The organism is Sphingomonas jatrophae, assembly GCF_900113315.1.
GTDB lineage: Bacteria > Pseudomonadota > Alphaproteobacteria > Sphingomonadales > Sphingomonadaceae > Sphingomonas_P > Sphingomonas_P jatrophae.
Genome location: NZ_FOZG01000002.1, coordinates 110296 through 132359, shown reverse-complemented (window position 1 = coordinate 132359; position 22064 = coordinate 110296). Strand labels below are relative to the sequence as shown.

20 protein-coding genes are annotated in these 22064 nt (G+C 69.5%); 15 read left to right on the top strand and 5 right to left on the bottom strand.

The window, feature by feature from the left end; translation table 11 throughout:
• Nucleotides 1-91 precede the first annotated feature (91 nt).
• Complete coding sequence (locus tag BM360_RS09830; protein WP_165611271.1) at nt 92-760, bottom strand: Crp/Fnr family transcriptional regulator; 669 nt, start codon at nt 758-760, stop codon at nt 92-94.
• A 517-nt stretch (nt 761-1277) separates the two neighbouring features.
• Here BM360_RS09830 and BM360_RS19565 point away from each other — a divergent pair.
• The 6 genes from BM360_RS19565 to BM360_RS09800 all read left to right on the top strand — a co-directional run bounded on the left by BM360_RS19565 (nt 1278) and on the right by BM360_RS09800 (nt 9872).
• Nucleotides 1278-1652, top strand: a complete 375-nt coding sequence (locus tag BM360_RS19565) for a response regulator (RefSeq protein WP_093314181.1) — start codon at nt 1278-1280, stop codon at nt 1650-1652.
• A 357-nt stretch (nt 1653-2009) separates the two neighbouring features.
• A complete protein-coding gene (locus BM360_RS09820) occupies nt 2010-3176 on the top strand; it encodes a sterol desaturase family protein (protein WP_093314179.1) in 1167 nt (388 codons plus the stop codon).
• Nucleotides 3177-3235: 59 nt separating this feature from the next.
• Nucleotides 3236-6031 (top strand): DUF2339 domain-containing protein, encoded by a 2796-nt coding sequence (locus BM360_RS09815; RefSeq protein ID WP_093314178.1) that lies wholly within the window; start codon nt 3236-3238, stop codon nt 6029-6031.
• Nucleotides 6028-7341: a DUF3999 family protein gene (locus tag BM360_RS09810; RefSeq protein WP_093314176.1), complete on the top strand. Its 1314-nt coding sequence runs from the start codon at nt 6028-6030 to the stop codon at nt 7339-7341. The genes BM360_RS09815 and BM360_RS09810 overlap by 4 nt, the downstream gene beginning before the upstream one ends.
• Nucleotides 7342-7443: 102 nt before the next feature.
• The gene (locus BM360_RS09805) at nt 7444-8310 is read left to right on the top strand and encodes an ABC transporter ATP-binding protein (RefSeq protein ID WP_093314174.1); all 867 of its coding nucleotides are present in this window, start codon (nt 7444-7446) and stop codon (nt 8308-8310) included.
• Nucleotides 8307-9872: an ABC transporter permease gene (locus BM360_RS09800; protein ID WP_093314172.1), complete on the top strand. Its 1566-nt coding sequence runs from the start codon at nt 8307-8309 to the stop codon at nt 9870-9872. The genes BM360_RS09805 and BM360_RS09800 overlap by 4 nt, the downstream gene beginning before the upstream one ends.
• A gap of 25 nt (nt 9873-9897) precedes the next feature.
• Here the strand turns inward: BM360_RS09800 and BM360_RS09795 are convergent, their stop codons facing one another.
• On the bottom strand, nt 9898-10362 hold the full coding sequence (locus tag BM360_RS09795) for a PaaI family thioesterase (RefSeq protein WP_093314170.1): 465 nt from the start codon (nt 10360-10362) through the stop codon (nt 9898-9900).
• Nucleotides 10363-10488: 126 nt separating this feature from the next.
• Between BM360_RS09795 and BM360_RS09790 the strand changes: the two genes are divergently transcribed.
• Nucleotides 10489-13128 (top strand): GAF domain-containing hybrid sensor histidine kinase/response regulator, encoded by a 2640-nt coding sequence (locus BM360_RS09790; RefSeq protein ID WP_093314168.1) that lies wholly within the window; start codon nt 10489-10491, stop codon nt 13126-13128.
• A 3-nt stretch (nt 13129-13131) separates the two neighbouring features.
• Here BM360_RS09790 and BM360_RS09785 read toward each other — a convergent pair whose 3' ends face one another.
• The 3 genes from BM360_RS09785 to BM360_RS09775 all read right to left on the bottom strand — a co-directional run bounded on the left by BM360_RS09785 (nt 13132) and on the right by BM360_RS09775 (nt 15038).
• Nucleotides 13132-13854 carry a L,D-transpeptidase gene (locus BM360_RS09785; protein ID WP_093314166.1) on the bottom strand — a complete coding sequence of 241 codons (723 nt, stop codon included), beginning with the start codon at nt 13852-13854 and terminating at the stop codon, nt 13132-13134.
• Between the two features lie 88 nt (nt 13855-13942).
• Complete coding sequence (locus BM360_RS09780; RefSeq protein WP_093314164.1) at nt 13943-14251, bottom strand: hypothetical protein; 309 nt, start codon at nt 14249-14251, stop codon at nt 13943-13945.
• Between the two features lie 205 nt (nt 14252-14456).
• Nucleotides 14457-15038: a hypothetical protein gene (locus tag BM360_RS09775; RefSeq protein WP_093314163.1), complete on the bottom strand. Its 582-nt coding sequence runs from the start codon at nt 15036-15038 to the stop codon at nt 14457-14459.
• Nucleotides 15039-15306: 268 nt separating this feature from the next.
• Between BM360_RS09775 and BM360_RS09770 the strand changes: the two genes are divergently transcribed.
• From BM360_RS09770 to BM360_RS20025, 8 genes are all read left to right on the top strand, one after another.
• Entirely contained in the window at nt 15307-16626 is a 1320-nt protein-coding gene (locus BM360_RS09770; RefSeq protein WP_165611270.1) for a serine hydrolase domain-containing protein, read from the top strand.
• A 70-nt stretch (nt 16627-16696) separates the two neighbouring features.
• Nucleotides 16697-18145, top strand: a complete 1449-nt coding sequence (gene leuC, locus BM360_RS09765; RefSeq protein ID WP_207544573.1) for a 3-isopropylmalate dehydratase large subunit — start codon at nt 16697-16699, stop codon at nt 18143-18145.
• 112 nt (nt 18146-18257) lie between these two features.
• Nucleotides 18258-18836, top strand: a complete 579-nt coding sequence (gene leuD, locus BM360_RS09760) for a 3-isopropylmalate dehydratase small subunit (RefSeq protein WP_093314159.1) — start codon at nt 18258-18260, stop codon at nt 18834-18836.
• A gap of 69 nt (nt 18837-18905) precedes the next feature.
• Nucleotides 18906-19229: a DUF1476 domain-containing protein gene (locus BM360_RS09755; RefSeq protein WP_093314157.1), complete on the top strand. Its 324-nt coding sequence runs from the start codon at nt 18906-18908 to the stop codon at nt 19227-19229.
• A gap of 4 nt (nt 19230-19233) precedes the next feature.
• Nucleotides 19234-19473, top strand: a complete 240-nt coding sequence (locus BM360_RS09750) for a BolA/IbaG family iron-sulfur metabolism protein (protein WP_093314156.1) — start codon at nt 19234-19236, stop codon at nt 19471-19473.
• Between the two features lie 5 nt (nt 19474-19478).
• Entirely contained in the window at nt 19479-19811 is a 333-nt protein-coding gene (grxD, locus tag BM360_RS09745) for a Grx4 family monothiol glutaredoxin (protein ID WP_093315970.1), read from the top strand.
• Between the two features lie 156 nt (nt 19812-19967).
• Nucleotides 19968-20336, top strand: a complete 369-nt coding sequence (locus tag BM360_RS09740; RefSeq protein ID WP_093314154.1) for a BlaI/MecI/CopY family transcriptional regulator — start codon at nt 19968-19970, stop codon at nt 20334-20336.
• A complete protein-coding gene (locus BM360_RS20025; protein WP_093314152.1) occupies nt 20333-21913 on the top strand; it encodes a M56 family metallopeptidase in 1581 nt (526 codons plus the stop codon). Before BM360_RS09740 ends, BM360_RS20025 begins: the two co-directional genes overlap by 4 nt.
• Nucleotides 21914-22064 lie beyond the last annotated feature (151 nt).

Genomic DNA, 22064 nt, shown 5'->3' with positions numbered 1-22064 from the left:
ATCGCCGTGCCCCACGGCACGAGGCGCGCGCTCCGCCTCCTCGGCAAGCCTGCCACCGCTGCCTCGCGCAGCCCGGGCGACCCCGATCCGCTTAGCTTCGCGTGAACGTAGGAGCGCGGAAGTCGACCATGGCGCGCAGCTTGTCCACGTTGAGGAAAGTCACCCAACCGCCACGTATCTCCACCAGGCCTTCGCGGCGCATGGTCTGGATCGTGCGGTTCACATGGACGCTGGTAAGGCCTAGCGTGTCGGCGATCAGTTCCTGCGTGACCGGCAGATGGATGGCATTGCCCGACACGAGCCCGACGGCCAACAGTCGCTCGCGCACCTCCAGCAACCAATCGGCAATACGCTCCAGCGCGCTCATCCGGCCCAGACGTACGATCTGTTGCAGCAGGTAATGCTCGTTCAGCGCGGCACTCACCGCGTAAGCCTCCTCAAGGCCGGCAGTGTTGCCGGTCCGGTCCGCGGCCGGAGCGGCCGACAGGACCACGTCGGTCAGAGCCACGGCAGACGAGAGCGCGACCGGGCCTCTATGCTGCTGGTGGCAGAGCAGTTCTCCCGGCAGCACAACACCAAGGATCTGCCGCCGCCCATCCATGAGGAGGCGGTAGCGAGCGGCCCAGCCAGACAGCAGAAGCATCGGCGCCTCGACCACCGCGCCTTCCGACAGAATCTCCCGCCGAGCCCGCACCACTTGCTGCGGCTGCACGTCTCGCAACAACTGGATCTCGGCAGCCGAAACCGGCGCGAGGGACATTATGCGGAGAAGCACGGGCTCCACGTCATCGGCAAGTCTTGGCTTTGGCCTCATTCGGAAACGCCCTGGCTGGCCGCGTTTACGGCATTTCCATGATGATCCGCGCTGGGGCGCAGCAGCTCAATGATGCAGATTAGGGTGCCTGCACTAAGCTTAATTAAAGTATGCGCATTTTGTCGAGAAGGCGGGGAATGCTGGATGAATTCACGGACGGAGCTTCACTTCGCCGGAACGGGCGCCGAGCTTGGCCAACTGGCTGTCGAACCCCTAGAAATCGACCTTGCCGAGGCTGCATCGGTCCGGACGTGAAGGCGACGAAATTGGAAGTTCGGATGGGTGTCTCGCACCACGCCGGATGGATGCGCTGCGGCACCATGCGGCGAAAGCTGCGATCGTGAGTTGATCGGGAGTGCGTTTCCACTTGTTGTGTGCGCGACGCATCTGCTGCGTTGCCGCCGATGCGGTCTGCTGCACTGTCGGACGCATAGTGGCGCAGGCTTGAGAGAATGTTCGGACGATGAACGAGAACAGCTTGAGCGGCCGTTATATCCTCATCGTCAAGGATGAGTATCTCCTTGCCGACGATCTGCGTGCGGCGATGCACCGCGCCGGTGCCGAGGTGCTGGGACCTTTTCCGACGCTTGCCGACGCGGCCGCGTGCATCGACACCGGCTCTGCGCTCGACGCGGCGGTGCTTGACGTGAACCTGCAGGGAGAGATGGTCTTCTCGCTTGCCGATATGCTGGTCGCGCGCGGCGTGCCGTTCATCTTCTCGACCGGCTATGATCAATCGGCTCTGCCCGCCCGGTTCGCCTCTGCGCCACGGCTTGAGAAGCCGATCAAGATGCAGGCGGTCGCGACCTTGCTGATGCCGCTGTTCGACGCTGCGTGACGATCCTGCCCGGTGCCGGCGTTGCCGATGACCGCGACAACGCATCGGACGGGTGAGCATCAGACTTCCACAAATTTGTCTCTCTGGCATGCTCCTGCTTGCGGCCACATGACACGACGTGCTCATGCGCGTGCCACTTGCCGCCGCCTCGCGGATCATGGCTCTGAAGACCGCGGCCCGCAGGATGTGGTGACGCTCGCACGAACAATTTGACACCGCTCAGAAAAGGCGACATTGGGACGTAACACCTCCGGACAGGTGGTGAACCCGTGACGGCGCGGGACGGAGGATCCAGGCCGGCGTGCATGCCGGAAGGCGGCACCGCCGGGCGCAGGTGAGATCGGAAGGGGAGGACGGATGACGCAGCACCGTGGCCCGATCGAGGCGCTCCGCCACGATCTTCAGGCGCCGATGGCGGTGCGCGGCTTCGGCAGCGGCTGGTTCGCCGGCTTCTTCGCGCTGGTGCTGGCGATCGCCGGCTGCGCGATGGTGATCGCGCTCCGCTGGCCGGGCTGGTTCGCCATGCCCGAGCTGGCGATGGTCCGCGAGTGGCGGAGCTTTCGCATCGTTGTCCACGGCGTGCTGCTCGCCAGCTATGCGCTGGCGCTGCTCAGCCTGCTGCTGCGTCCACGCAAGGTGCTCGGCTTCACCGCGCTTGGCATCGGCATATTTGCTGCTCTGCTGGGCGGCGCGAACGTGCAGCCGTCGGAAGCAAAGAGCTGGGGCATTTTCTTCGGGCTCGACTTCTTCGTCGTGAACCTCGCCGTCACCGGGCTGATGTTCGCGCCTGTCGAGCGGCTCTGGCCGCGCCGGCCGGACCAGCGCCTGTTCCGCGTCGAGTGGCGTGAGGACCTGTTCTATTATCTCGTCAGCTCGATGATGGTGCAGGCGATCACCTTCCTGTCCATGGCGCCGTCCCGCGCGATCAATGCGCATAGCGGCGGCTTCGATGCGGTCCGCGCCGCGATCGGTGGGCAGCCGTGGCTGCTCCAGCTGATCGAGATCATGCTGGTCACCGACTTCGTGCAATATTGGTTCCACCGCGCTTTCCACCGCGTGCCTTTCCTGTGGGGCTTCCACGCGGTGCACCACTCCGCCAAGTCGATGGACTGGCTGGCGGGTTCGCGGATGCACTTCTTCGAAATCGTGGCGCTGCGCGGCATCACCGGGCTGCCGCTGCTGACGCTCGGCTTCGCGCCGTCGGTGATGCAGGCCTATGTCGCCTTGGTCTACGTCTATGCCTCGCTGGTCCATGCGAACCTGGGCGGCGATCTGCCGCGGCTGGGGCGCTGGCTGGTCACGCCGCGCTTCCACCACTGGCATCATGGTCTCGAGGCGGAGGCGGTGGACGTCAACTTCGCCATTCATTTCCCGTGGCTGGATCGGATGTTCGGCACCTTCCACCTGCCCGATCGCCGCTGGCCAGAGGCCTATGGCGTGCCGGAGGCGGTGCCCCAGGGCTATCGCCGCCAGTTCCTCTACCCCTTCCGGCGGCACCGCATCGTCAACCAGCCCCCTGCCTGAGCGCCAGCTGACCGTCTGAGCGGACTCCGCCTGCCGGCGATATCGAGGAAGTGCGTGCCATGCGGATGTGGACTGCGATCGCCGGTGCGCTGGCGGGCTGGGTGCTGGACGATTTCGACGTCGGCGGCTTCATGCTGGGCGGCCTGCTGGGCCTGCTGCTCGGCTGGGCGGCGCGGCGGACGATCCGTGCGGAAGTGGCGGCGGCGGTCGCGCCCCTCGCCGAGCAGATCGAGCTGCTGCGCGCCGGCGCTCCTGCGGTCCAGACATACGCCGTGCCCGAGCCGGCGACCGTCCCGCAGCCCGCCAGCGAACCGCATCCCGTCGCCGTCCTCCCGCCTGAGCCGGTGGAAATGCCGGCACCGCCGGCCAGCGCGAGCGAGCGGCCGGGCCCGCCCGCACCCCGCACACCGGGCATCGTCGAGAGCGCCATCGCCGCGGCCCGCCACTGGTTGCTTGGCGGCAACACGATCGTGCGTGCGGGTCTGGTCATCCTCTTCGTCGGCCTGTCCTTTCTCGCAAGCTGGGCCGCATCGGCAGGCCTGTTCCCGATCGAGTTGCGGCTGGCGCTGGTCGGGGCGGTCGGCATTGCTTTGCTGGCGGCAGGGTTCCGCACGCGGCACGCGCGGCCGGGCTTCGGCCTGGCGCTGCAGGGCGGCGGCATCGCGACGATCTACCTGACGCTGTTCGCCGCCGGGTGGCTGTTCGGCGTGGTGCCGATCCTTGCCGCCTTGCCGCTGATGATCCTGGTGTGCGCCTTCGGTTGCGCACTGGCGCTGCTGCAACGCTCGCAGGCTCTGGCGGTGACGGCCTTCGCCGGCGGCTTCGCGGTGCCGATGCTGTTGTCCGGCGGGGGAAGCGCGGCGCCTGTCTTCGCCTATTTCACCATCCTCAACCTCGCCATCCTGTTCATCGCCCGGCACCGCGGCTGGCGTCTGCTGAACCTGACGGGCTTCGTCGCGACGTTCGGCTTGGCCGGCATCTGGGGCGCGACCGCTTACGCGCCGGGCGATTACCCGGCCGCGCAGATCTTCCTCATCGCCAATGTGCTGATCTACGTCGCCACCGCCGTCCTCTACACACGGGTGACGCCGGGGCGGACGGGCCTGGCGATCGATACAACGTTGCTGTTCGGCCCGGCCCTTGCCGGCTTCGGCTTGCAGGCGGGGCTGGTCCACGATCGGCCGTTCGCCACGGCCTTCTCGGCACTCTGCTTTGCCGCCATTTACGTCGGCACGGCCTTTGCCGCGTCGCGCAGCCGGCGCGAGAGTCCGCGCGTGATGATCGAGACGATGCTGGCCATCGGCATCGGCTTCGTCACGCTCGCTGTCCCGCTGGCGCTGGGCGCGCGCTGGACGTCGGCTGCGTGGGCGCTGGAAGGCGCAGGCGCCCTGTGGGTGGGCATGCGGCAGGCGCGGTGGATGCCGCGGCTGTTCGGCCTGGCGTTGCAGGGAGTGGCGACACTGGTCTTCCTCACCACGCTGGAACCGGTCGTCTCGTCGCTCCCGCTCGTCCATGGCGGCTTCGTCGGTGCGCTGCTGATCGCGCTGGCCTGGGGGGCAAGCGCATGGTGGCTGCGCGGGGGCGCGCTGGCGCATTCGGGCTCTCGCGCGGCCACCGCTTGGGCCAAGGTCGAGGCGGAACTGGGCCGGCCGCTCTTCCTGCTCGGCTTCGGCTTCTGGTGGCTGGCCTGGACGCTGGAGGCGGTGCGGGCGTTGCCGACCGCGATTGCCGGCAATCTGCCGGTCCCCGTCGTGTCTGATGCGACGCGGGTGCTGCTGTCGATGCTCGCCTACCTGCTGAGCGCCGCCGCCGCGCAATGGCTTGCCCGGAGTCGCCAGTGGGATGTCGCCGCATGGCCGAGCCGCGTCAGCCTGGTGGCGTTGGTCCTGGGCTTCGTCGGGCAGATCGGCTTCGCGCCGATGCTCAGCTTCCCCAGCTGGCTGCTCTGGATCGCCGCGATCGGCCTGCACCTCACCATGCTCTACCGCAACGATCGTGATGCGGCAGGCGACGTCGCTGCGCGGGGGCTCCGGCGTATCGCCCATGTCGGCGGCGTGTGGCTGGCAACCGCGATGCTGGCCGACATGCTATGGTTTGCGATCCTCCGTGCGGACCTGTGGGGCACGTCCTGGGCGGGCGTCGCCTTCCTGGTCAGCGCCACGGCGATGCTGGTCGGCCTCACGCTGTGGGCAGCGCCGGCGCTGCGAGGCGGCCCCGCGCGGTGGCCGCTGGATCGCCATGCGGCGGATTATGGCTGGATTGCCGGCGCGCTGATCGCGGCACTGGTGTTCGTCGCGGCGGTGGGAGCGGCGCTGTTCGCCTCCGGCCGCGTCGATCCGCTGCCCTATCTGCCGCTGCTCAACCCGGTTGATCTCGCGCTCCTGCTCGCACTCGGCGCGCTGCTGCTGTGGCGGCGGACCATGCTGGCGGTCCGACCGGCGCTGCCTGCCTCGGCGCTGCTTGAGAGTGCGGGGGCGCTGGGAGCTCTTGCGGGCCTGACCTTCCTGATCGTCAACATGATGTGGCTGCGCGCGGCGCACCAGCTGCTCGGCGTCGGCTGGAGCGGCGATGCGCTGTTGGGCAGCGCCGTCGTTCAGACGGGGCTGGCCATCCTGTGGACGGTGATCGCGCTCGGCCTGATGGTGCTCGCCACCAATCGCGGCTGGCGGCGGCCGTGGCTGGTCGGCGCGGCGCTGCTGGCGCTGACTGTCATCAAGCTGCTCCTGATCGACATGGATGCGGCCGGCGGGGGCGCGCGGATCGTCACCTTCATCGGGGTCGGCGTGCTGATGCTGGTGGTGGGCTATGCCGCGCCGCTGCCGCCCAGGGCCCGACACGAGGAGGTGCCGGCATGATCCTGATCCGACGCATCGCCGCTTCCCTCGCTGCCTTCGCCGCGCTGGTCGGGGCCGCGCCGCCCTTTGGCGACGATCCCGCCAGATACGCGCTTCGCCTGCCGGTCGAGCTGTCGCCCGGCGGCGGCGTGCAGCGGCTCGATTTGCCTGGCGCCGTGCTTGCCGCCGCCAAGACGACGGACCTGTCCGACGTGCGCATTTTCGATGCGGACGGCCGCGCCATGCCGACCGCGCGGGCGGATGTGGCGGCAGCGCTGCGGCGTGACACGCTGCGCCCCATGCCGATCCTCGCCCCCGCCGACACGCTGCGCGTCACGGGCATGGCGCTGCGGCTGGACGCGTCCGGCCGCCCCCGCTTGGCAGCGCTGGCCGGGACGCCCGGTGAAGCCGGCGCGCCGACGGTCGCGGCCTATCTGTTCGACGCGCGCGCCGTGGCGGGGGATGCGGTGCGCCTCGTGCTGGATGCGGACCTGCCGGCGGGGCAGGCCATCACCTTTACCGTCGAGGCCAGCGCCGATCTCGCCCGGTGGCGTGAGGTCGGCCAGACGGTGATCTACCGCGCACCTGGCGACACACCGGCAGAGGCGGTGCTGCCGCTTGCCGGCGCGGCGATCGAGCGCGACTATCTGCGCGTGAGCTGGCAGGCCGGCACACGCCTGCTCGCCCCGGTGGCGATCCGCAGCGCCAGCTTGCTCAGCCGGGCCAGTGGCGGCGTGCAGGCGACCGTCGTCGATGCTGCGCTCCCTGCGTTGGCCGCGAATGGCTCGATTGACGTGGCGGTGCCGTTCGCCACGCCCATCGCTTGGGTGGATGTCAGGCCCACTGCCGGCGAGGCGCTGGTGCCCGTCCGCATCCTTGCCCGCGACGATGGCGAGCAGCCGTGGCGCGTGCTGGGCGCGGGGGTGAGCGGCGCGTCCGCACCGATCATGCTGAACGGTGCCGCCACCACGATGCTGCGGATCGAGGCGACCAGCGCCGCGTTCCGCGCCGCGCCCGCGCTCCGGATCGGCTTCACGCCCCGCGCCTTGCTGTTCCTCGCGGCCGGGCGCCCGCCCTACACGCTCGCGGTCGGCCAGCCGAACGCCGCCGACACCTATCTGCCTGCTGCCACGCTGGCCGGGCAGGGCGTCGCGCCGCGTGAGGCACGGCTGTCCGCTCCGCCCGCACGGCTCAGCCTCTCGCCACCCGCTTCGAGCGGCAATGGTCGCAAGCTGCTGCTCTGGGCGGTCCTGCTCGCAGCCACGGCGGCGCTCGGCGCCATGGCCTGGGCGGTGTGGCGGAAGCAACCGGCCGCGCCGCCGCAAGACTGATACGCCGCGCGCGACCCGCTGGTCCTTCAGAATCAGGCCCGCGTCACCGCACCCCCAATGCCGCTTCGCACGTTGCAGGCATGGCCTCGTGAGTTGGGACGGATGCTGGAATTCGACACCGTCACGCACACTTATCCCGATGGCACGCATGCGCTCGATCGCGTGAGCCTGTCGATCGGGCGGGGGCTGTTCGGCTTGCTCGGGCCGAATGGCGCGGGCAAGTCCTCGCTGATGCGGGTTGCGGCGACGTTGCAGCGGCCGAGTGCGGGTGGCGTGCGCTTCGACGGGATCGACGCGCTGGCACAGCCGCGATCCCTGCGCGCGCGACTGGGCTATCTGCCTCAGGATTTCGGCGTCTATCCCGGCGTGTCCGCACAGCTGCTGCTCGAACAGATCGCCGTCCTCAAAGGCTTCACAGATCGGGGCGACCGCCGCGCGACTGCCGAGCGCCTGTTGCGGCTGGTCAACTTGTGGGACGTGCGGGATCGCGCCGTCTCCACCTTCTCCGGCGGCATGCGCCAGCGCTGGGGCCTCGCCCAGGCGCTGATCGGTGAACCCGATCTGCTGATCCTCGACGAGCCCACCGCCGGCCTCGATCCGGCCGAGCGCAACCGGCTCCACGATCTGCTGTTCGGCCTTGGCGAGCGGGCGACGGTGATCGTGTCGACGCACATCGTCGAGGATGTGGCGGATCTCTGCACGCAGCTGGCGGTGCTCGCCCGCGGGCGGATCGTGGCGCAGGGCAGCCCGGCAGAGCTTGCCCGCGCGCTCGACGGACGCGTGTGGCAGGGCCCGGCGGAGGCGGCGGGTGCCGGCGCGGTCCTGCTGTCGCGGCGCCTGTCGGTCGGACGGCGCGTTTCGCGGGTGCTGGCGGATGATCGCCCCGCTCCCGGCTTCGTCGGCGTGCCGGCAACGCAGGAGGATGCCTATTTCGCCGCGATCCAAGCAGCGGGGGGAACGCCGGGGTGATCGCGCGTCTTGCCTGGCTCGAACTGCGCCAGCAGCTCGGCGGCCGCGTCTTCTGGATCGTCTTCGCCGTATCGGTGCTGATGGTGACGGGCGCCATGGCGATCGACGAGCTGCGCGTCGGCTTGCCCCGATCGGGTGCCCTTACCGGTGCCGCGGCAATCGTGCGGACGCATCAGGTGTGGAGCCTGTTCTTCCTGTTCACCGCCGCGGCCATGGTCGGCGAGGCGGTGCTGCGCGATCGGACGAGCGGTTTCGCCGAGCTGGTCGGCGCAACACCGGTGAACCCGCGCGCATACGCACTTGGCCGTTTCGCGGGGGCAACCGGCGCGCTGCTGCTCTGCTTCCTGTCCGTGCCCGCCGCGCTGGCCGCCGGCGGCGTGCTGCTGGGCGCAGGACCGGGCTCCGCCGCTGCGTACGTGCTCGGCTGGGGTGCGTTGGCGATGCCCAACCTGCTCCTGTCCGCGGCCCTGTTCTTCGCGCTGGCGCTGGCGACGCGGTCGATGGCCGGTTGCCTGATCGGTGCGGCGGCGGTGCTGACCCTCTACGGGCTGGCGGGAGAGAGCGGGCCCGAGTGGGCCGCGCTGGCCGATCCGTTCGGCTTCGCGGCAGTCGCGCAGGTGACGTCCGGATGGAGCGCCGCCCGGCTGGACGCCGCGGCGCCGCCCTTCGTCGGCGTGGTACTGGCGAACCGGGTGTTCTGGCTGGGCGTAGCCATCGCCCTGCTGGGCTTGGCGGTGTGGCTGGCGGGGAGGGGCGGGCGTCCGACGCGGCGCCCGGCGCCCGCCGCCATCCTGGTGAATCGTAGCGACGCCGCCTCTGAACAGCCCCGTCTGCTGCGGTCAGCGGCACCATGGCGCGTCACGCTTAGGCAAATCCTGTGGCAAGCCCGGTTCGAGAGCGCGCGGATCATCCGCACGCCGGTCTTCGCCGTGCTGCTGCTGCTCGGGCTGGCGAATGCCGTCGCTGCCGCGGCGCGCGTGACGGGAACGCCGGCGACTGTCGAGGCGCTCACGCGATCGTTCCAGCTCGTGCCGGTCGTGGTCGTCCTGTTCTTCGCCGGCGAGCTGTTCTGGGCGGAAAGCGAGCACCGGGTGGCGCCCCTGATCGCGGCGACGCCGGCGCGGGCGTCGGTGCCCGTTCTGGCCAAGCTGGCGGCGCTCGCCCTCATCCTGGTATCGCTGGCGGTGGCGAGCGGTGCGGCGGGTGCAGCGACGGAGGTGATTCAGGGCGGCACGCCTTCAGCTGTGGCCTATCTCTCCTGGTACGTCCTGCCGCGATGGTATGACTGGCTGCTGCTGGGCGTGCTGGCGCTGTTCCTGCAATCGCTGGCGGCGAACAAGATCGCCGGCTGGGGCTATATGGTCTTCTACCTGATCGGCTCGCTCGCGCTGAACAGGCTCGGCTGGCAGGATCCGCACTATCGCTATGGGAGCTATCCCGGCGCCCCGCTGCCGCCGGCGCTGAGTGGTGCTCCGGGTGTCGGATGGTATCGGCTCGGCTGGGGCCTGGTGGCGCTGGCCATGGTCGTGTTGGCCTGCCGCCGCCCGCGTCGCCCGGTCTAAGTCCCCCCCGCGCGGTCTGCTTGCTTCAGCTTTCGCCGGCGTCACGCTTGGGCAGGTCGAAGACGAGCAGGGTGGAGGTGGCGGATGCGCACAAGCGCCCTTGGCCGTCGTGCAGCGTCGCCTCCGCAAACGCCACGCGCCGCCCCATGGAGACGACCCGTCCCTCCGCGCGCACCCGGCCGCTCCGGTCGGACAGGCCGCGGTGATAGGCGACCTTCAGCTCCAGCGTCGTATAGCCCTGACCAACGCCGAGTTGTGAATGCACCGCGACTCCGCACGCACTGTCCAGCAGCGTGGCGGCGTATCCGCCATGCACGGAGCCGATCGGATTATAAACGCTGCGATCAGGCTCGCCTTCGAAGACGGCATGGCCACGATCGAGTGCAACCAGCTGGAAGTTCAGCGTTTCGCCGATCGGCGGCTGCCGCCCCTCGGCACGCATGGCGTTGAGCTGGGCCAGGCCATCCAGCCCCTCCGGTGCGTCCGTCATCGTCGTCCTTCCTTGAAGTTCAGCCCCGTTACGAGGGCCGCGACCATCGCTGACCGACGCGGATGGGCGCGGCAACGAACCATTATAACGGTTCCGAAAACAGGTTTGATGCGGTAGCGCTATGCTATGGCCAATGCGCTGACTCCGACTGGCCCGACCGGCCGTGACAGCGCGACGATCCTCGAAGTGATCGACACGACGGCGAGCAATCGAGGCTCGGGCGCTCCGTCCTTCCTCAGCAATGGCGGGCATTGCGGAGCGCTGATCGGGACGAAGGACTGGGCGGGGACGACGCTCGGGCCGTGCGACGGTTGGCCGCAGAGCCTGAAGATCGCCACCGCCATCCTGCTCCGCTCCCACGTGCCGATGGTGGTGTTGTGGAGCGAGGACGGCATCGTCCTCTACAACGACGCTTACTCCACCTTCGTCGGCGCGCGGCATCCCGCGCTGCTCGGATCGAACATTCGTGAGGGCTGGCCGGATGCGGCCGCCTTCAACGATCAGGTGATGCGCTCCGGTCTCGCGGGCGAGGCGACGAGCTACCGCGATCAGGAGCTCCTGCTGCACCGGGATGGCCGGCCCGAGCAGGTCTGGGTCGATCTCGATTATTCGCCCGTGCTGGGCGAGGCGGGCGCGCCGGCGGGCGTCATCTGCATCCTGTCGGAGACGACCGAGCGCGTCGTGGCGGAGCGGCGCACCGCCTTCCTGCTGTCGCTCTCCGATGCCATGCGATCGCTCACCACACCGGCCGAGATCATGGCGCTCGCCGCTGCCCGACTGGGCGAATTGCTCGGCGCCAGTCGCGTCTTCTACGCCGAGATTGTCGGATCGCTGATGACGGTGGAGGCGGATCACGCGCGCGGCGTCGCCTCCATCGTCGGGCGCCACTCGCTGGAAGCGTTCGGACCCGATCTGCTGAAGGCGTATCGCACCGGCATGCCCGTCGTGGTGCACGACGTGCCGGGAGACGACAGGCTCAGCCGGGCGGCGCGCGACGGCCTCGGCTCGCGCGAGGTGGGCGCCTTCGTCGACGTCGTGCTGTTCGAGGAGGAGGCGTGGGTCGGCCTGCTGGCGGTGCAGAATGCGAGCCCGCGTGTCTGGACGGAAGCCGAGCAGAAGCTCGTCCAGGAAGTCGGCGTGCGCATCAAGCCGGCGATCGAGCGGGCCTATGCCGACGTCCGGCTGCGCGAGGCGAACGGATCGCTTGAGGCTCAGGTCGCCGAGCGGACGGAGGAGCTGCGCCGCTTTCACGACATCGTCGAGGCGACGGCTGCGCCGATCTGCGCCTTCGACTGCGACTATCGGCTGATCGCCTTCAATCGGGCGCACAATGACGAGTTTCGCCGCGTCAACGGCTTCGACACGCGCATCGGCGACATCTTCCCCGATCTGTTCGTGCCGGACCAGGCCGAGCGAATGCGCAGCCTGATGGGCCGGGCACTCGCCGGGGAAAGCTTCACCGTCGTCGAGGCGTTCGGCCGGCCGGAATATGGCACGCCCTGCTGGAAGATCAGCTACACGCCGCTCCGCGACGCGGCGGGCCGGGTCGTCGGCGCTTTCCATTATGCGACGGACATCTCCGCCCACCTGCTGGCCCAGTCGGAACTGGAGGCGGCGCAGGATGCCTTGCGCCAGAGCCAGAAGATGGAGGCGATGGGTAGCCTGACCGGCGGCGTCGCGCATGATTTCAACAATCTGCTCACCCCCATTATCGGCTCGCTTGACATGCTGATGCGCAAAGGCGTCGGCACCGATCGCGAGCAGCGGCTGATCGGCGGGGCGCTGCAATCGGCGGAGCGGGCCAGGACGCTCGTTCAGCGCCTGCTCGCCTTTGCGCGGCGCCAGCCGCTCCAGCCCGTTGCCGTGGACCTCGGGCAGATCGTCGGCAGCATGGTCGACCTGATCGGATCGACGCTGGGGCCCACCATCGCCATGCACGTCACCGTCGCGCCGGATCTGCCGCCGGCAAGGGCCGATGCCAACCAGCTCGAAATGGCGCTGCTCAACCTGGCGGTGAATGCCCGTGACGCGATGCCCGCCGGCGGCACGCTGACGATCGTGGCGGAGCGGTGCACTGTGTCCGCGGACGAGGCCCCGGGCATCGCCGCAGGCGATTATGTCTGCCTCGAGGTGAGCGACAGCGGCACGGGCATGGACGAGGCGACCCTGGCGCGCGCGATCGAGCCGTTCTTCTCCACCAAGGGTGTCGGGCAGGGCACCGGCCTCGGCCTCTCCATGGTGCACGGCCTGCTCGCGCAGCTTGGCGGCGGGCTGACGATCGACAGCGCCGTCGGGCGGGGGACGAGCATCAAGCTGTGGTTCCCGATCAGCGCCGACGATCTCCCCCGTGTCGAACAGGTGCGTCGGCAGCCGCGCGCAGGCGAGGCGAAGGGCGTGGTCCTGCTCGTCGAGGATGAGGAGCTTGTCCGCATCAGCACGGCCGACATGCTGACGGATCTCGGGTTCGAGGTGGTTGAGGCCCGCTCCGCCGAGGAAGCGTTGCGGTTGATGCAGGAAGGCTTGCGGCCCGACCTGCTCGTCACCGATCACCTGATGCCCGGCCAATCGGGCGCGGCGCTGGCCCGTCGCGTCATGGCGGACCGGCCCGACATGCCCGTGCTGATCGTCTCCGGCTATGCCGAGGCGGAGAGCATCGATCCCGCCATCCCGCGGCTGACCAAGCCGTTCCGCAGCGATGAACTGGCGGCCAGCCTGGCCGATCTTCCCCGCGCTGCCACCGCGCGCAAGGGCAGCGGCGGCGAGTAGACGCTATAGCGACGCGGTCCCGGCGGTCAGCGCGTGCACGCGCAGGCGCGGAAAGACCTCTTCGAGCGGCTTGGTGTCGGGCAGGACGTAGACGTAGCCGCCCTTCTTCTGGAATACCGGACGCAGCTTCGCACCATAGAAGGCGTGGGGCACGTTGATGCAGCCGAAGGTGATGCGGTTGTCGTCGGCGGCCGGGGACAGCATGCGTTCGCGGCGCTGCTCCGTCTTGGCGGCATCCGCCGGGATCGCGTGGATCGCGACACTGTTCGTGTAATCGACCCACAGCACCCGCTGGCGCCCTGCCGCATAGCCGAACTTGGCCAGGAAGCGGCCCGCCGGGGTCGTCTTCTCGGCCGGGCCGATCTCGCCCAATTTCTTGCTACCGACGCCGGGCGTGGCGTCGTCGCCGGGTGCGATGCCGATCAGCACGGGCACCTGCTCCAGCGGCTTGCCCTTGGCATCGTAGAGGATCAGCGAGGCGGCCTGCTTGTCGATGACGGCATAAGGCAGCGCGCGATTGTCGCCCGACGCGGCGATCCAGTCGGCGACGAGCTGCGCCTGCGCCGACGCGATGACGGGCGCCGCGACGACCGGTGCCGGGGCAGGGCGCGGGGCCGACTTGGCAGCCCGCGCCTTGGCGCTGGCCCGCGGCTTGGCGGGGGCGGCATGGACTGCGCCGGCGGCGATCAGCGCGAGACCGGCCAAGGGTGTAAGGATCTTGATCATCGGGTCCGATAGCGAAGGCGGCCGCCCCCTGCCGGGAACGGCCGCTACGGTCACTTACAAAGAGACGGGCACTTATGTGCCTGCCGCATCAATGACGCGGCCGCTTGCCCCGCCGCTCCTGCTCCTGCAGGCGCTGCTCGACGCCGTCCATCCGGCCGCTCACCTGCTCTAGCCGCTGGCCGTTCTGCTGCGCCTGCGCGGATGCGGCCTGCGCCTCCGCCAGCGCCTGCTTGGCGGTGCCGTCGGTGGCCTGCAGCCGCGTCTCGATCGCGTCGACGCGCTGGCTCACCGGCGCGATCTGCTCGCGCACATAGGATTTCGTCGCACAGCCACCGAGGGCCGTGGCGGCAACCAGCACCACAAACGCAGGTGCAAGGTTCGTCAGAGATGGGCGCATCGCTCTCTTCCAGTTGTTACTCAGCCGCGCGAAGGAGCCTGCGGGCTGTGGTTCCGGCAATAGGTGTAACGGCAAAGCGTGCCTGTTGCGCGTTCAACCGGTGCGCCAGTCCACTTCGGCTACCCTGCTGTTATTGCTACGGTTCTTCTTAAAGCTGCCTTGTCGAACAGGCTGAACAACTGCTGAACCGGTGCGCTGCGACTCGCTACTTTCGGGATTTGCGCGATGTATCGCTGGCGAACGGGTCGAGCGGGATCCTGCTCTTGCCGGCCTTGGACGGCGCGGCCGGCGCAGGCGCGCCGCGATAGACGTCGACGCATTTGCGCAGCTCCGCCACCGCTGCGCCGCTTCCCTCTAGGCTGAGCTCCTCCACCGGCACGCTGCCCCGCGTGATGTGCAGGAATCTGGACGCGGCGAAGGTGCTCGGAAACGCCGCGCCGAAGCTGGTGACGAAGCCCTTCTTGCCATCCGCCGCAATGCCGACCGCCAGATGCCGCGGGAAAGAGGCGTTGGAGAGCCGGTAGGTCAGCTTAATCTGCTCCTTCGCACGGATCGACCAGTTCGGGTTGAGGATCGTCAGCCGGTTGCTGCCATCGACATCGAGGCCGAGCAGCAGCGTCGTCTCTCGCGGTCCATCGAAGCTGCGCGTGAGGAAGCAGCCCTGCCGGTCGCTGCTGGCGGACACGGTCCACTCGCCGACATCGCGCGTGGCATAGTCCTTGGCGAAAGACGGCGTGGCGAGGAGGAGGCTGGCAGCTGACGCGGCAATGGGTAGAAAACGACCCACCGGACGCCGCGATCTCCGCCCAATCGCCTGTTCCACTGCCGGTTCGAGACGCTCGGCAGCGTGGAGGCTCGTCGGCCAGCCCCGGTGGCCGGACGCAGGATCGAACAGTCTGAAGCTCATCCGCGATGCTGTAGCGAATGTGGCGCGGCATGTCGTGGCTCTGCGATCGCCGGGCCTGACGGGTGGCGCGACGAAGCGACTCCCGCATGCGGCGGAGGGAAGAAGCTGCATCTTTGCTCGCTCGGGGGCCTCGCCTATGCCGCTGCCGATGAACGAGGAACCGGCCGTGCGCGGGGGCGCGGACCGAACGCTGCTGGACATGCTCGACGCCGAAAGCGCGCCGAAGGGCCGCATCTGGACGCCGGCCGTCTCGCTCGTCGCGCTGGGCATGATCGTGCTCGTTCTGCTGGTGTTCGCCACCATCGGGCGGTCCTACACTGTTCGTGCAGCGCCCCAGGTGACGGAGCCGGCGCCGGCCCAGGCCGCCATCGTCGAGGTCGCCTCGCAGGGGCCGTCGCGCAACGGCGTCGATTATCGTCGCATCGACTCGCGCCTGACCCAGTTGATGGACCGCAAGGACATGGTGGGGCTCGGCGTCGCCATCATCGAGGATGGCCGGCTCAGCTTCGTCAAGGGCTATGGTCGCACCACCGAGGGCGGCGAGGCGGTGACGCCGAACACCGTCTTCCGCTGGGCCTCCGTGTCGAAGGGTGTGGCCGGCACGCTGATGGCGGCACTCGCCGACCAGAAGCGCCTGTCGCTGTCCGATCCGATCGCCAAGTTCGGCACGTCGCTCCGCCTGCCGAATGGCGGCGAGCGGATCGCGACCGTCGCCGATCTGCTGTCGCACCGGACCGGCGTGGTGAAGAACGCCTATGACGACAAGCTGGAGGAGGGGATCGACCCGCGCGAGATCCGCCGCCTGCTCGGCGATCTGCCGCCTTATTGCCCGCCCGGCAAATGCTTCGCCTACCAGAACATCGCCTATGATGCGGCGAGCGAGATCGTTCAGCACGTGACCGGCAAGAGCTATGCCGAGGTTGCGCGCTTCCGCCTGTTCCTGCCGCTCGGCATGACCAGCGCCAGCCTGACGCGCGCCGGCCTGCTGTCGAGCGCCAGCTGGGCCCGCCCGCACCGCGGCCAGCGCGAGCTGCCCGTGCAGGAGGCCTATTACCGCGTGCCGGCGGCCGGCGGCATGAACTCGTCCACCTTCGATCTGGGCCTGTGGATGCGCGCGCAGATGGGGCTGGCGCCGGGCGTGCTGTCGCAGGCCGTGCTGGACGTCGCGCACAATCCGCTGACCCTGTCGGTGCAGACCCGCCGCAAGAGCGAGGCGGACCAGCAGCTCAAGGAAGCGAGCTATGCACTCGGCTGGCGCGATTATCGCTACAACGGCCATCGCCTGATCGGTCATCGTGGCGCGGTGTCGGGCTATCGCTCGCTCATCCTGTTCGATCCCGATCGCAAGGCGGGCATTGCCATGTTATGGAATTCGGAAAGCCCGAAGCCCGTGGGTATGCAGCTCGAATTCTTCGACATGCTCGATCGCGCCGCGCCGCGCGACTGGATGAAGCTCGATACGAAATAGCGGCCCAAAGCGTCCGCTACGTCACTAAATTGCTGGCGAGTGACTTCAACCAGGGTTAATGCGCGCCATCGTGACCGAGCCCCGCACCCTCTACCAGAAGATCTGGGACGCGCATGTCGTCGAGCGCCGCGACGATGGCACGTGCCTGCTCTATATCGACCGCCATCTCGTCCATGAAGTGACGAGCCCGCAGGCGTTTGAAGGGCTGCGCGTCGCTGGCCGCCGCGTCCGCCGGCCGGACCTGACGCTGGCGGTGCCCGACCACAATCTGCCGACCACGCCGCGCGTCGATGCGGCGGGGCGCCGCCTGCCCATTGCGGACGCCGAGAGCGCGCAGCAGCTCGCCGCGCTGGAGGCGAATGCGCCCGAATTCGGCATCCGCCTGATCGATGCGACCGCGCCCGAACAGGGCATCGTCCACGTCGTCGGGCCGGAGCAGGGTTTCACGCTGCCGGGCACCACGCTCGTCTGCGGCGACAGCCATACCGCCGCGCACGGCGCGCTGGGGGCGCTGGCCTTCGGCATCGGCACCAGCGAGGTCGAGCATGTCCTCGCCACGCAGACTCTGCTGCTCAAGCAGTCGAAATCCATGGAGATCCGCGTCGATGGCGCGCTCGGCTTCGGCGTCGATGCCAAGGACGTCATTCTCGCCATCATCGGCCGCATCGGCGCGTCGGGCGGCACCGGCTATGTCGTCGAATATACCGGCTCCACCATCCGCGGCCTGTCGGTCGAGGGGCGGCTGACCGTCGCCAACATGGCGATCGAGCATGGCGCCCGCTCCGGCCTGATCGCCCCGGACGAGACGACCTTCGCTTACCTGAAGGGTCGCCCGATGGCACCCGCCGGTGAGGCGTGGGGCCGCGCCGTCGCATGGTGGCGGACTCTGCCGTCCGATCCTGGCGCGCGCTACGATCGCACCGTTACGCTCGATGCGGGCCAGATCGCGCCGAGCCTGACATGGGGCACCAGCCCCGAGGATGTCGTGCCGATCACCGGCGCGGTGCCCGATCCCGACAGCTTCGCCGATGCCTCCAAACGGGCCGCCGCGCGCAAGTCGCTCGATTATATGGGTCTCGCGCCCGGCATGCGGATGCAGGATGTCGGCGTGGACAACATCTTCATCGGCAGCTGCACCAACAGCCGGATCGAGGATCTGCGCGCGGCCGCTGCGGTCGCCAAGGGACGGCGCGTCGCCTCGGGCGTGCGGCAGGCTTTGGTCGTGCCCGGCTCGGGCCTCGTCAAGCGCCAGGCCGAGGCCGAGGGGCTGGACCGCATCTTCATCGAGGCCGGTTTCGAATGGCGGGAGCCCGGCTGCTCGATGTGCCTCGCGATGAACCCGGACAAGGTGCCGCCGGGCGAACGCTGCGCCTCCACCTCCAACCGCAATTTCGTCGGGCGGCAGGGGCCGGGGGCGCGCACGCACCTCGTCTCCCCCGCGATGGCCGCCGCCGCGGCCGTTACCGGGCGGCTGACCGACGTGCGCGAATTGATGCACCAACAAACAGGGTCGCTTTAACCATGAAGAAGGTCATGCTCCTCCTCGTCCTCGGGGCCGTCGGTGCCGGTGTCGCCGCCTGGGCGGCGCCCGCGCCCAAGAAGCCCGGCGTCACGACGACGCGGTCGAACTGATGGAGCCGGTGCGCGCCGTCGAGGGGCGCGCCTATCCGTGGGGCGCGAAGAACGTCGACACCGACGTCATCATCCCCGCCCACTGGCTGAAGACGATCACGCGCGCAGGCCTCGGGCGCGGCGCGTTCGAGACTGTGCGCGCCGAGCCCGGCAACATCTTCGACGATCCGGCCTATGCCGGTGCGCCGATCCTGATCGCGGGCGACAATTTCGGCTGCGGCTCCAGCCGCGAACATGCCGCCTGGGCGCTGGCCGACATGGGCGTGCGCGCGGTGATCGCGCCATCCTTTTCCGACATCTTTTCGGGCAATGCGTTCAAGAACGGCATCGTGACGGTCGTGCTGTCGCAAGAGGCGGTCGACCGCCTGATCGTGGTCGCGCGCGACCATCCGATCGCCGTCGATCTGGAGACCCAGACGGTGACGACGCCGTTCCAGGATCGCTTCGCCTTCACGCTCGATCCCTTCCGCCGCGATTGCCTGATGCAGGGCCTCGACGAGGTCGGGCTGACGCTGGCGCGCGACGCGGCGATTTCCGATTATGAGACACGCGTCGCAGCGGAGCGGCCCTGGCTGTAGCGCGCCGCCCGTTGCGCCCCGGGCACGGCCTGCCTATCTGGACGCATTGACGGCAGCCGGGGACGCCACATGACCATGTTCGACGATCGCGAGCGCGCATTCGAGACCAAGTTCGCGCACGACGAGGAAATGGCGTTCCGCATCAACGCCCGGCGCAACCGCCTGGTCGGCACGTGGGCGGCCGAGCTGATGGGCCTCAACGCCGCCGAGACCGACGCTTATGCCAAGGCCGTCGTCCAGGCCGACTTCGAGGAAGCGGGCGACGAGGACGTGATCCGCAAGCTGCTCGGCGATCTCACCTCCGCGCAGGTGACGGTGGACGAGAGCGCGATCCGCGCCCGGCTGGAGGAGTGCACCATCGAGGCACGCCGCCAGCTGCTGGAGCTGAAGTAACGTCATGCCGATGGCGGCCGAAGAGATCGAGGCGCTGATCCGCGCCGCCATCCCCGACGCGGCGGTGGAGATCACCGACCTGGCGGGCGACGGCGATCATTATGCCGCGCGCGTCGTCGCCGAGAGTTTCCGCCCGCTCACCCGCGTGGAGCGCCAGCGCCGTGTCTACGACGCGCTCGGCGGCCGTATGGGCGGCGTGCTCCACGCGCTCCAGCTCACCACCGGGCTCCCCAGCCAAGGATGACGATCATGACCGACGACACGCAGGCCCGCATCGCCGAGGTGGTCAATTCCGCCGACGTTCTGCTGTTCATGAAGGGCACGCCGCTCTTTCCGCAGTGCGGCTTCTCCAGCCGCGCCATCGCCATCCTCGACCGCCTCGGCGTCGAATATGCGACGGTGGACGTGCTGCAGGATCAGGGCATCCGCCAGGGCATCAAGCAGTTTTCGGATTGGCCGACCATCCCGCAGCTCTACGTCAAGGGCGAGTTCATCGGCGGCTCGGACATCATGATGGAGATGTACGAGGAGGGCGAGCTCGCCCAGCTGCTCGAGGACAAGGGCGTCGCCAAGGCGGCGTGACCCGTTTCTTCGTCATGCTGAACGCGTTTCAGCATGACGATGGCCCTTGAAGGTCCGTGACCTTCGTCGCCCGCTCCATGTCGTTCGTCGAACCACTCTCGCGATTACAGCCGTAATCACTCACGACTACACCCGTAATCGGGAGAGGAGTCGCGCGTGGCCGAGCGGATCAGCGATGCCGAACATGCGGTGATGGAGGTGCTGTGGCGCGAGGCGCCGCTCGCCGCCGCGGACGTGGCGCAACGGATCGATCCCGCGCGCGGCTGGAGCGAGCGGACGGTCAAGACCCTGCTCGGCCGCCTGCTCGCCAAGGGCGCGCTCGTCCATGAGGAGGAGGGGCGCCGCTATCTCTACCGCCCCGCCGTCGCGCGGGACGATCATGCCGCCACCGAATCCCGCCGCCTGATCGACCGGCTGTTCGGCGGCCGCGCCGCGCCGCTCGTCGCGCATCTCGCCGCCAGTGACGGGCTCAGCGACGAGGATCTCGCCGAGCTCGAATCCTTGGTGCGGGAGCTGCGCAAATGATCGGCTGGCTCGTCTCCACGCTCGCCGCATCGACGGCGCTGATGCTGCTCGTGCTGGCGATCCGCCGGCCGGTCGCGCGCCGCTTCGGCCCGCGCGCCGCTTATGCGCTCTGGCTGCTGCCCGCGCTCCGCATGGTGCTGCCGCCGCTGCCTGCGTCGGTGACGCCGGTCGCGCCGCAGCTGCCGGCGAACCTCGATCTCGCCGCATTGCTCGCCGCCGTGCCGGCCTCGCCCTCGCCGACGGCCGCCCCGGCGACGAGCTGGCTCGCCTCGCTCGACTGGCTCGCCATCGCGGCGGGCGTGTGGCTCGGCATCGCCGCGATCCGCTTCGCGCTGCCCTTCGTTGCCTATCGCCGCTTCATGCGCGGGGCGCTGGCCGGCGGCCGCCTGCTGGCGCGCGAGCGGGGTGTGGCGGTGCATCTCAGCAGCCGCCTGGCCGGGCCGCTCGCGGCAGGCGTGATCGCGCGCCGCATCGTCCTGCCCCGCGATTTCCACAACCGCTTCACCGCGCAGGAGCAGCAGCTCGCATTGGCGCACGAGACGGCGCACCATGCCCGCGGCGATACCGTCGCCAACATGGTCGGGCTGGCGGTGCTCGCGCTCCACTGGTGGAACCCGGTCGCGCACATGGCATGGCGCGCCTTCCGCGCCGATCAGGAGCTGGCGTGCGACGCGATCGTGCTGAACGGCGCCGATGCCGATGCGCGCCACGCCTACGGCTCGGCGCTGGTCAAGGCGGCGTTTGGCGGCACCCCGGTCGCTGCCTGCGGCCTCGGCCGGGTGGCGGAGCTGAAGACGCGGCTGCGCGCACTGGCGCAGGAGAAGCAGGCGTCGCGCGCCGGCACGTGGCTGGCTGCCGCGCTGGTGGTCGGCGGGCTGGCCGGCACGGCCTCGGGCGGCGCTGCGGCGGAAAAGGTGCGCGCTTTCGGCGAGCAGGTCCGTCACGCTCTGCCCGAGGTGCCCGCGCCGCCGACGCCGCCCGCCGCGCCCGCCATCCCCGCGACGCATGCGGCTCCCATGCCGCCGGTGCCGCCGCAGGTCACCGTCGACGGCATGCCCTATGTCCCCGCGCCGCATGCCGGTCAGCTGGCCCCTCTGGCGCCGCTCGCCCCGGCCGCTCCGCTCGACATGCTGGCGCCGCCGATCCCGCCCGTACCGCCGCTACCTCCGATCGCAATCGACGGTCGCGCGCTGAACGAGGCGCTCGCCGCCTCGCAGGTCACCCGGTCCGAAGCGCTGCGCGAGGCGGCCCTTGCGCGCGGCGAGGCGCTGCGTGAGGCCGCCGAGGCCCGCCGCGAGGCGATGCAGGAGGCGAAGGCGGCTCGCCGGGAGGCGCTGCAGGCCGCCGTCGAGGCCCGCGCGGAGGCGCAGCAGCAGCTTCGCGAGGCGATGCGGCAGGCGCGCGCGCAGGCGGATGAGTGCCGCGACAGCGGTGCGGCCGCGCGTGAGGAATGCGACCGCGAGGTTCAGGCCGAGGTCCGCCGCGCCATGGCCGAGGCACAGCGCGACATTGCGCGGGCACATGCGGAGATGGAGCGGGATATGGCGCGGGCCATGGCGGAGATGGGCCGCCGCTGATCCGGTTCCGGGTGGGCGGGCCGCCGAGGAGACGACCCGCCCGGAACTTCGGAACGGGAACACTCCATCACACGCACGCATCGTGCCAGCTGCCCCGGCTCATAGTTTCTCGCCGGTTACAATGATTGATGCGGTCTTTACCAAGGACGCG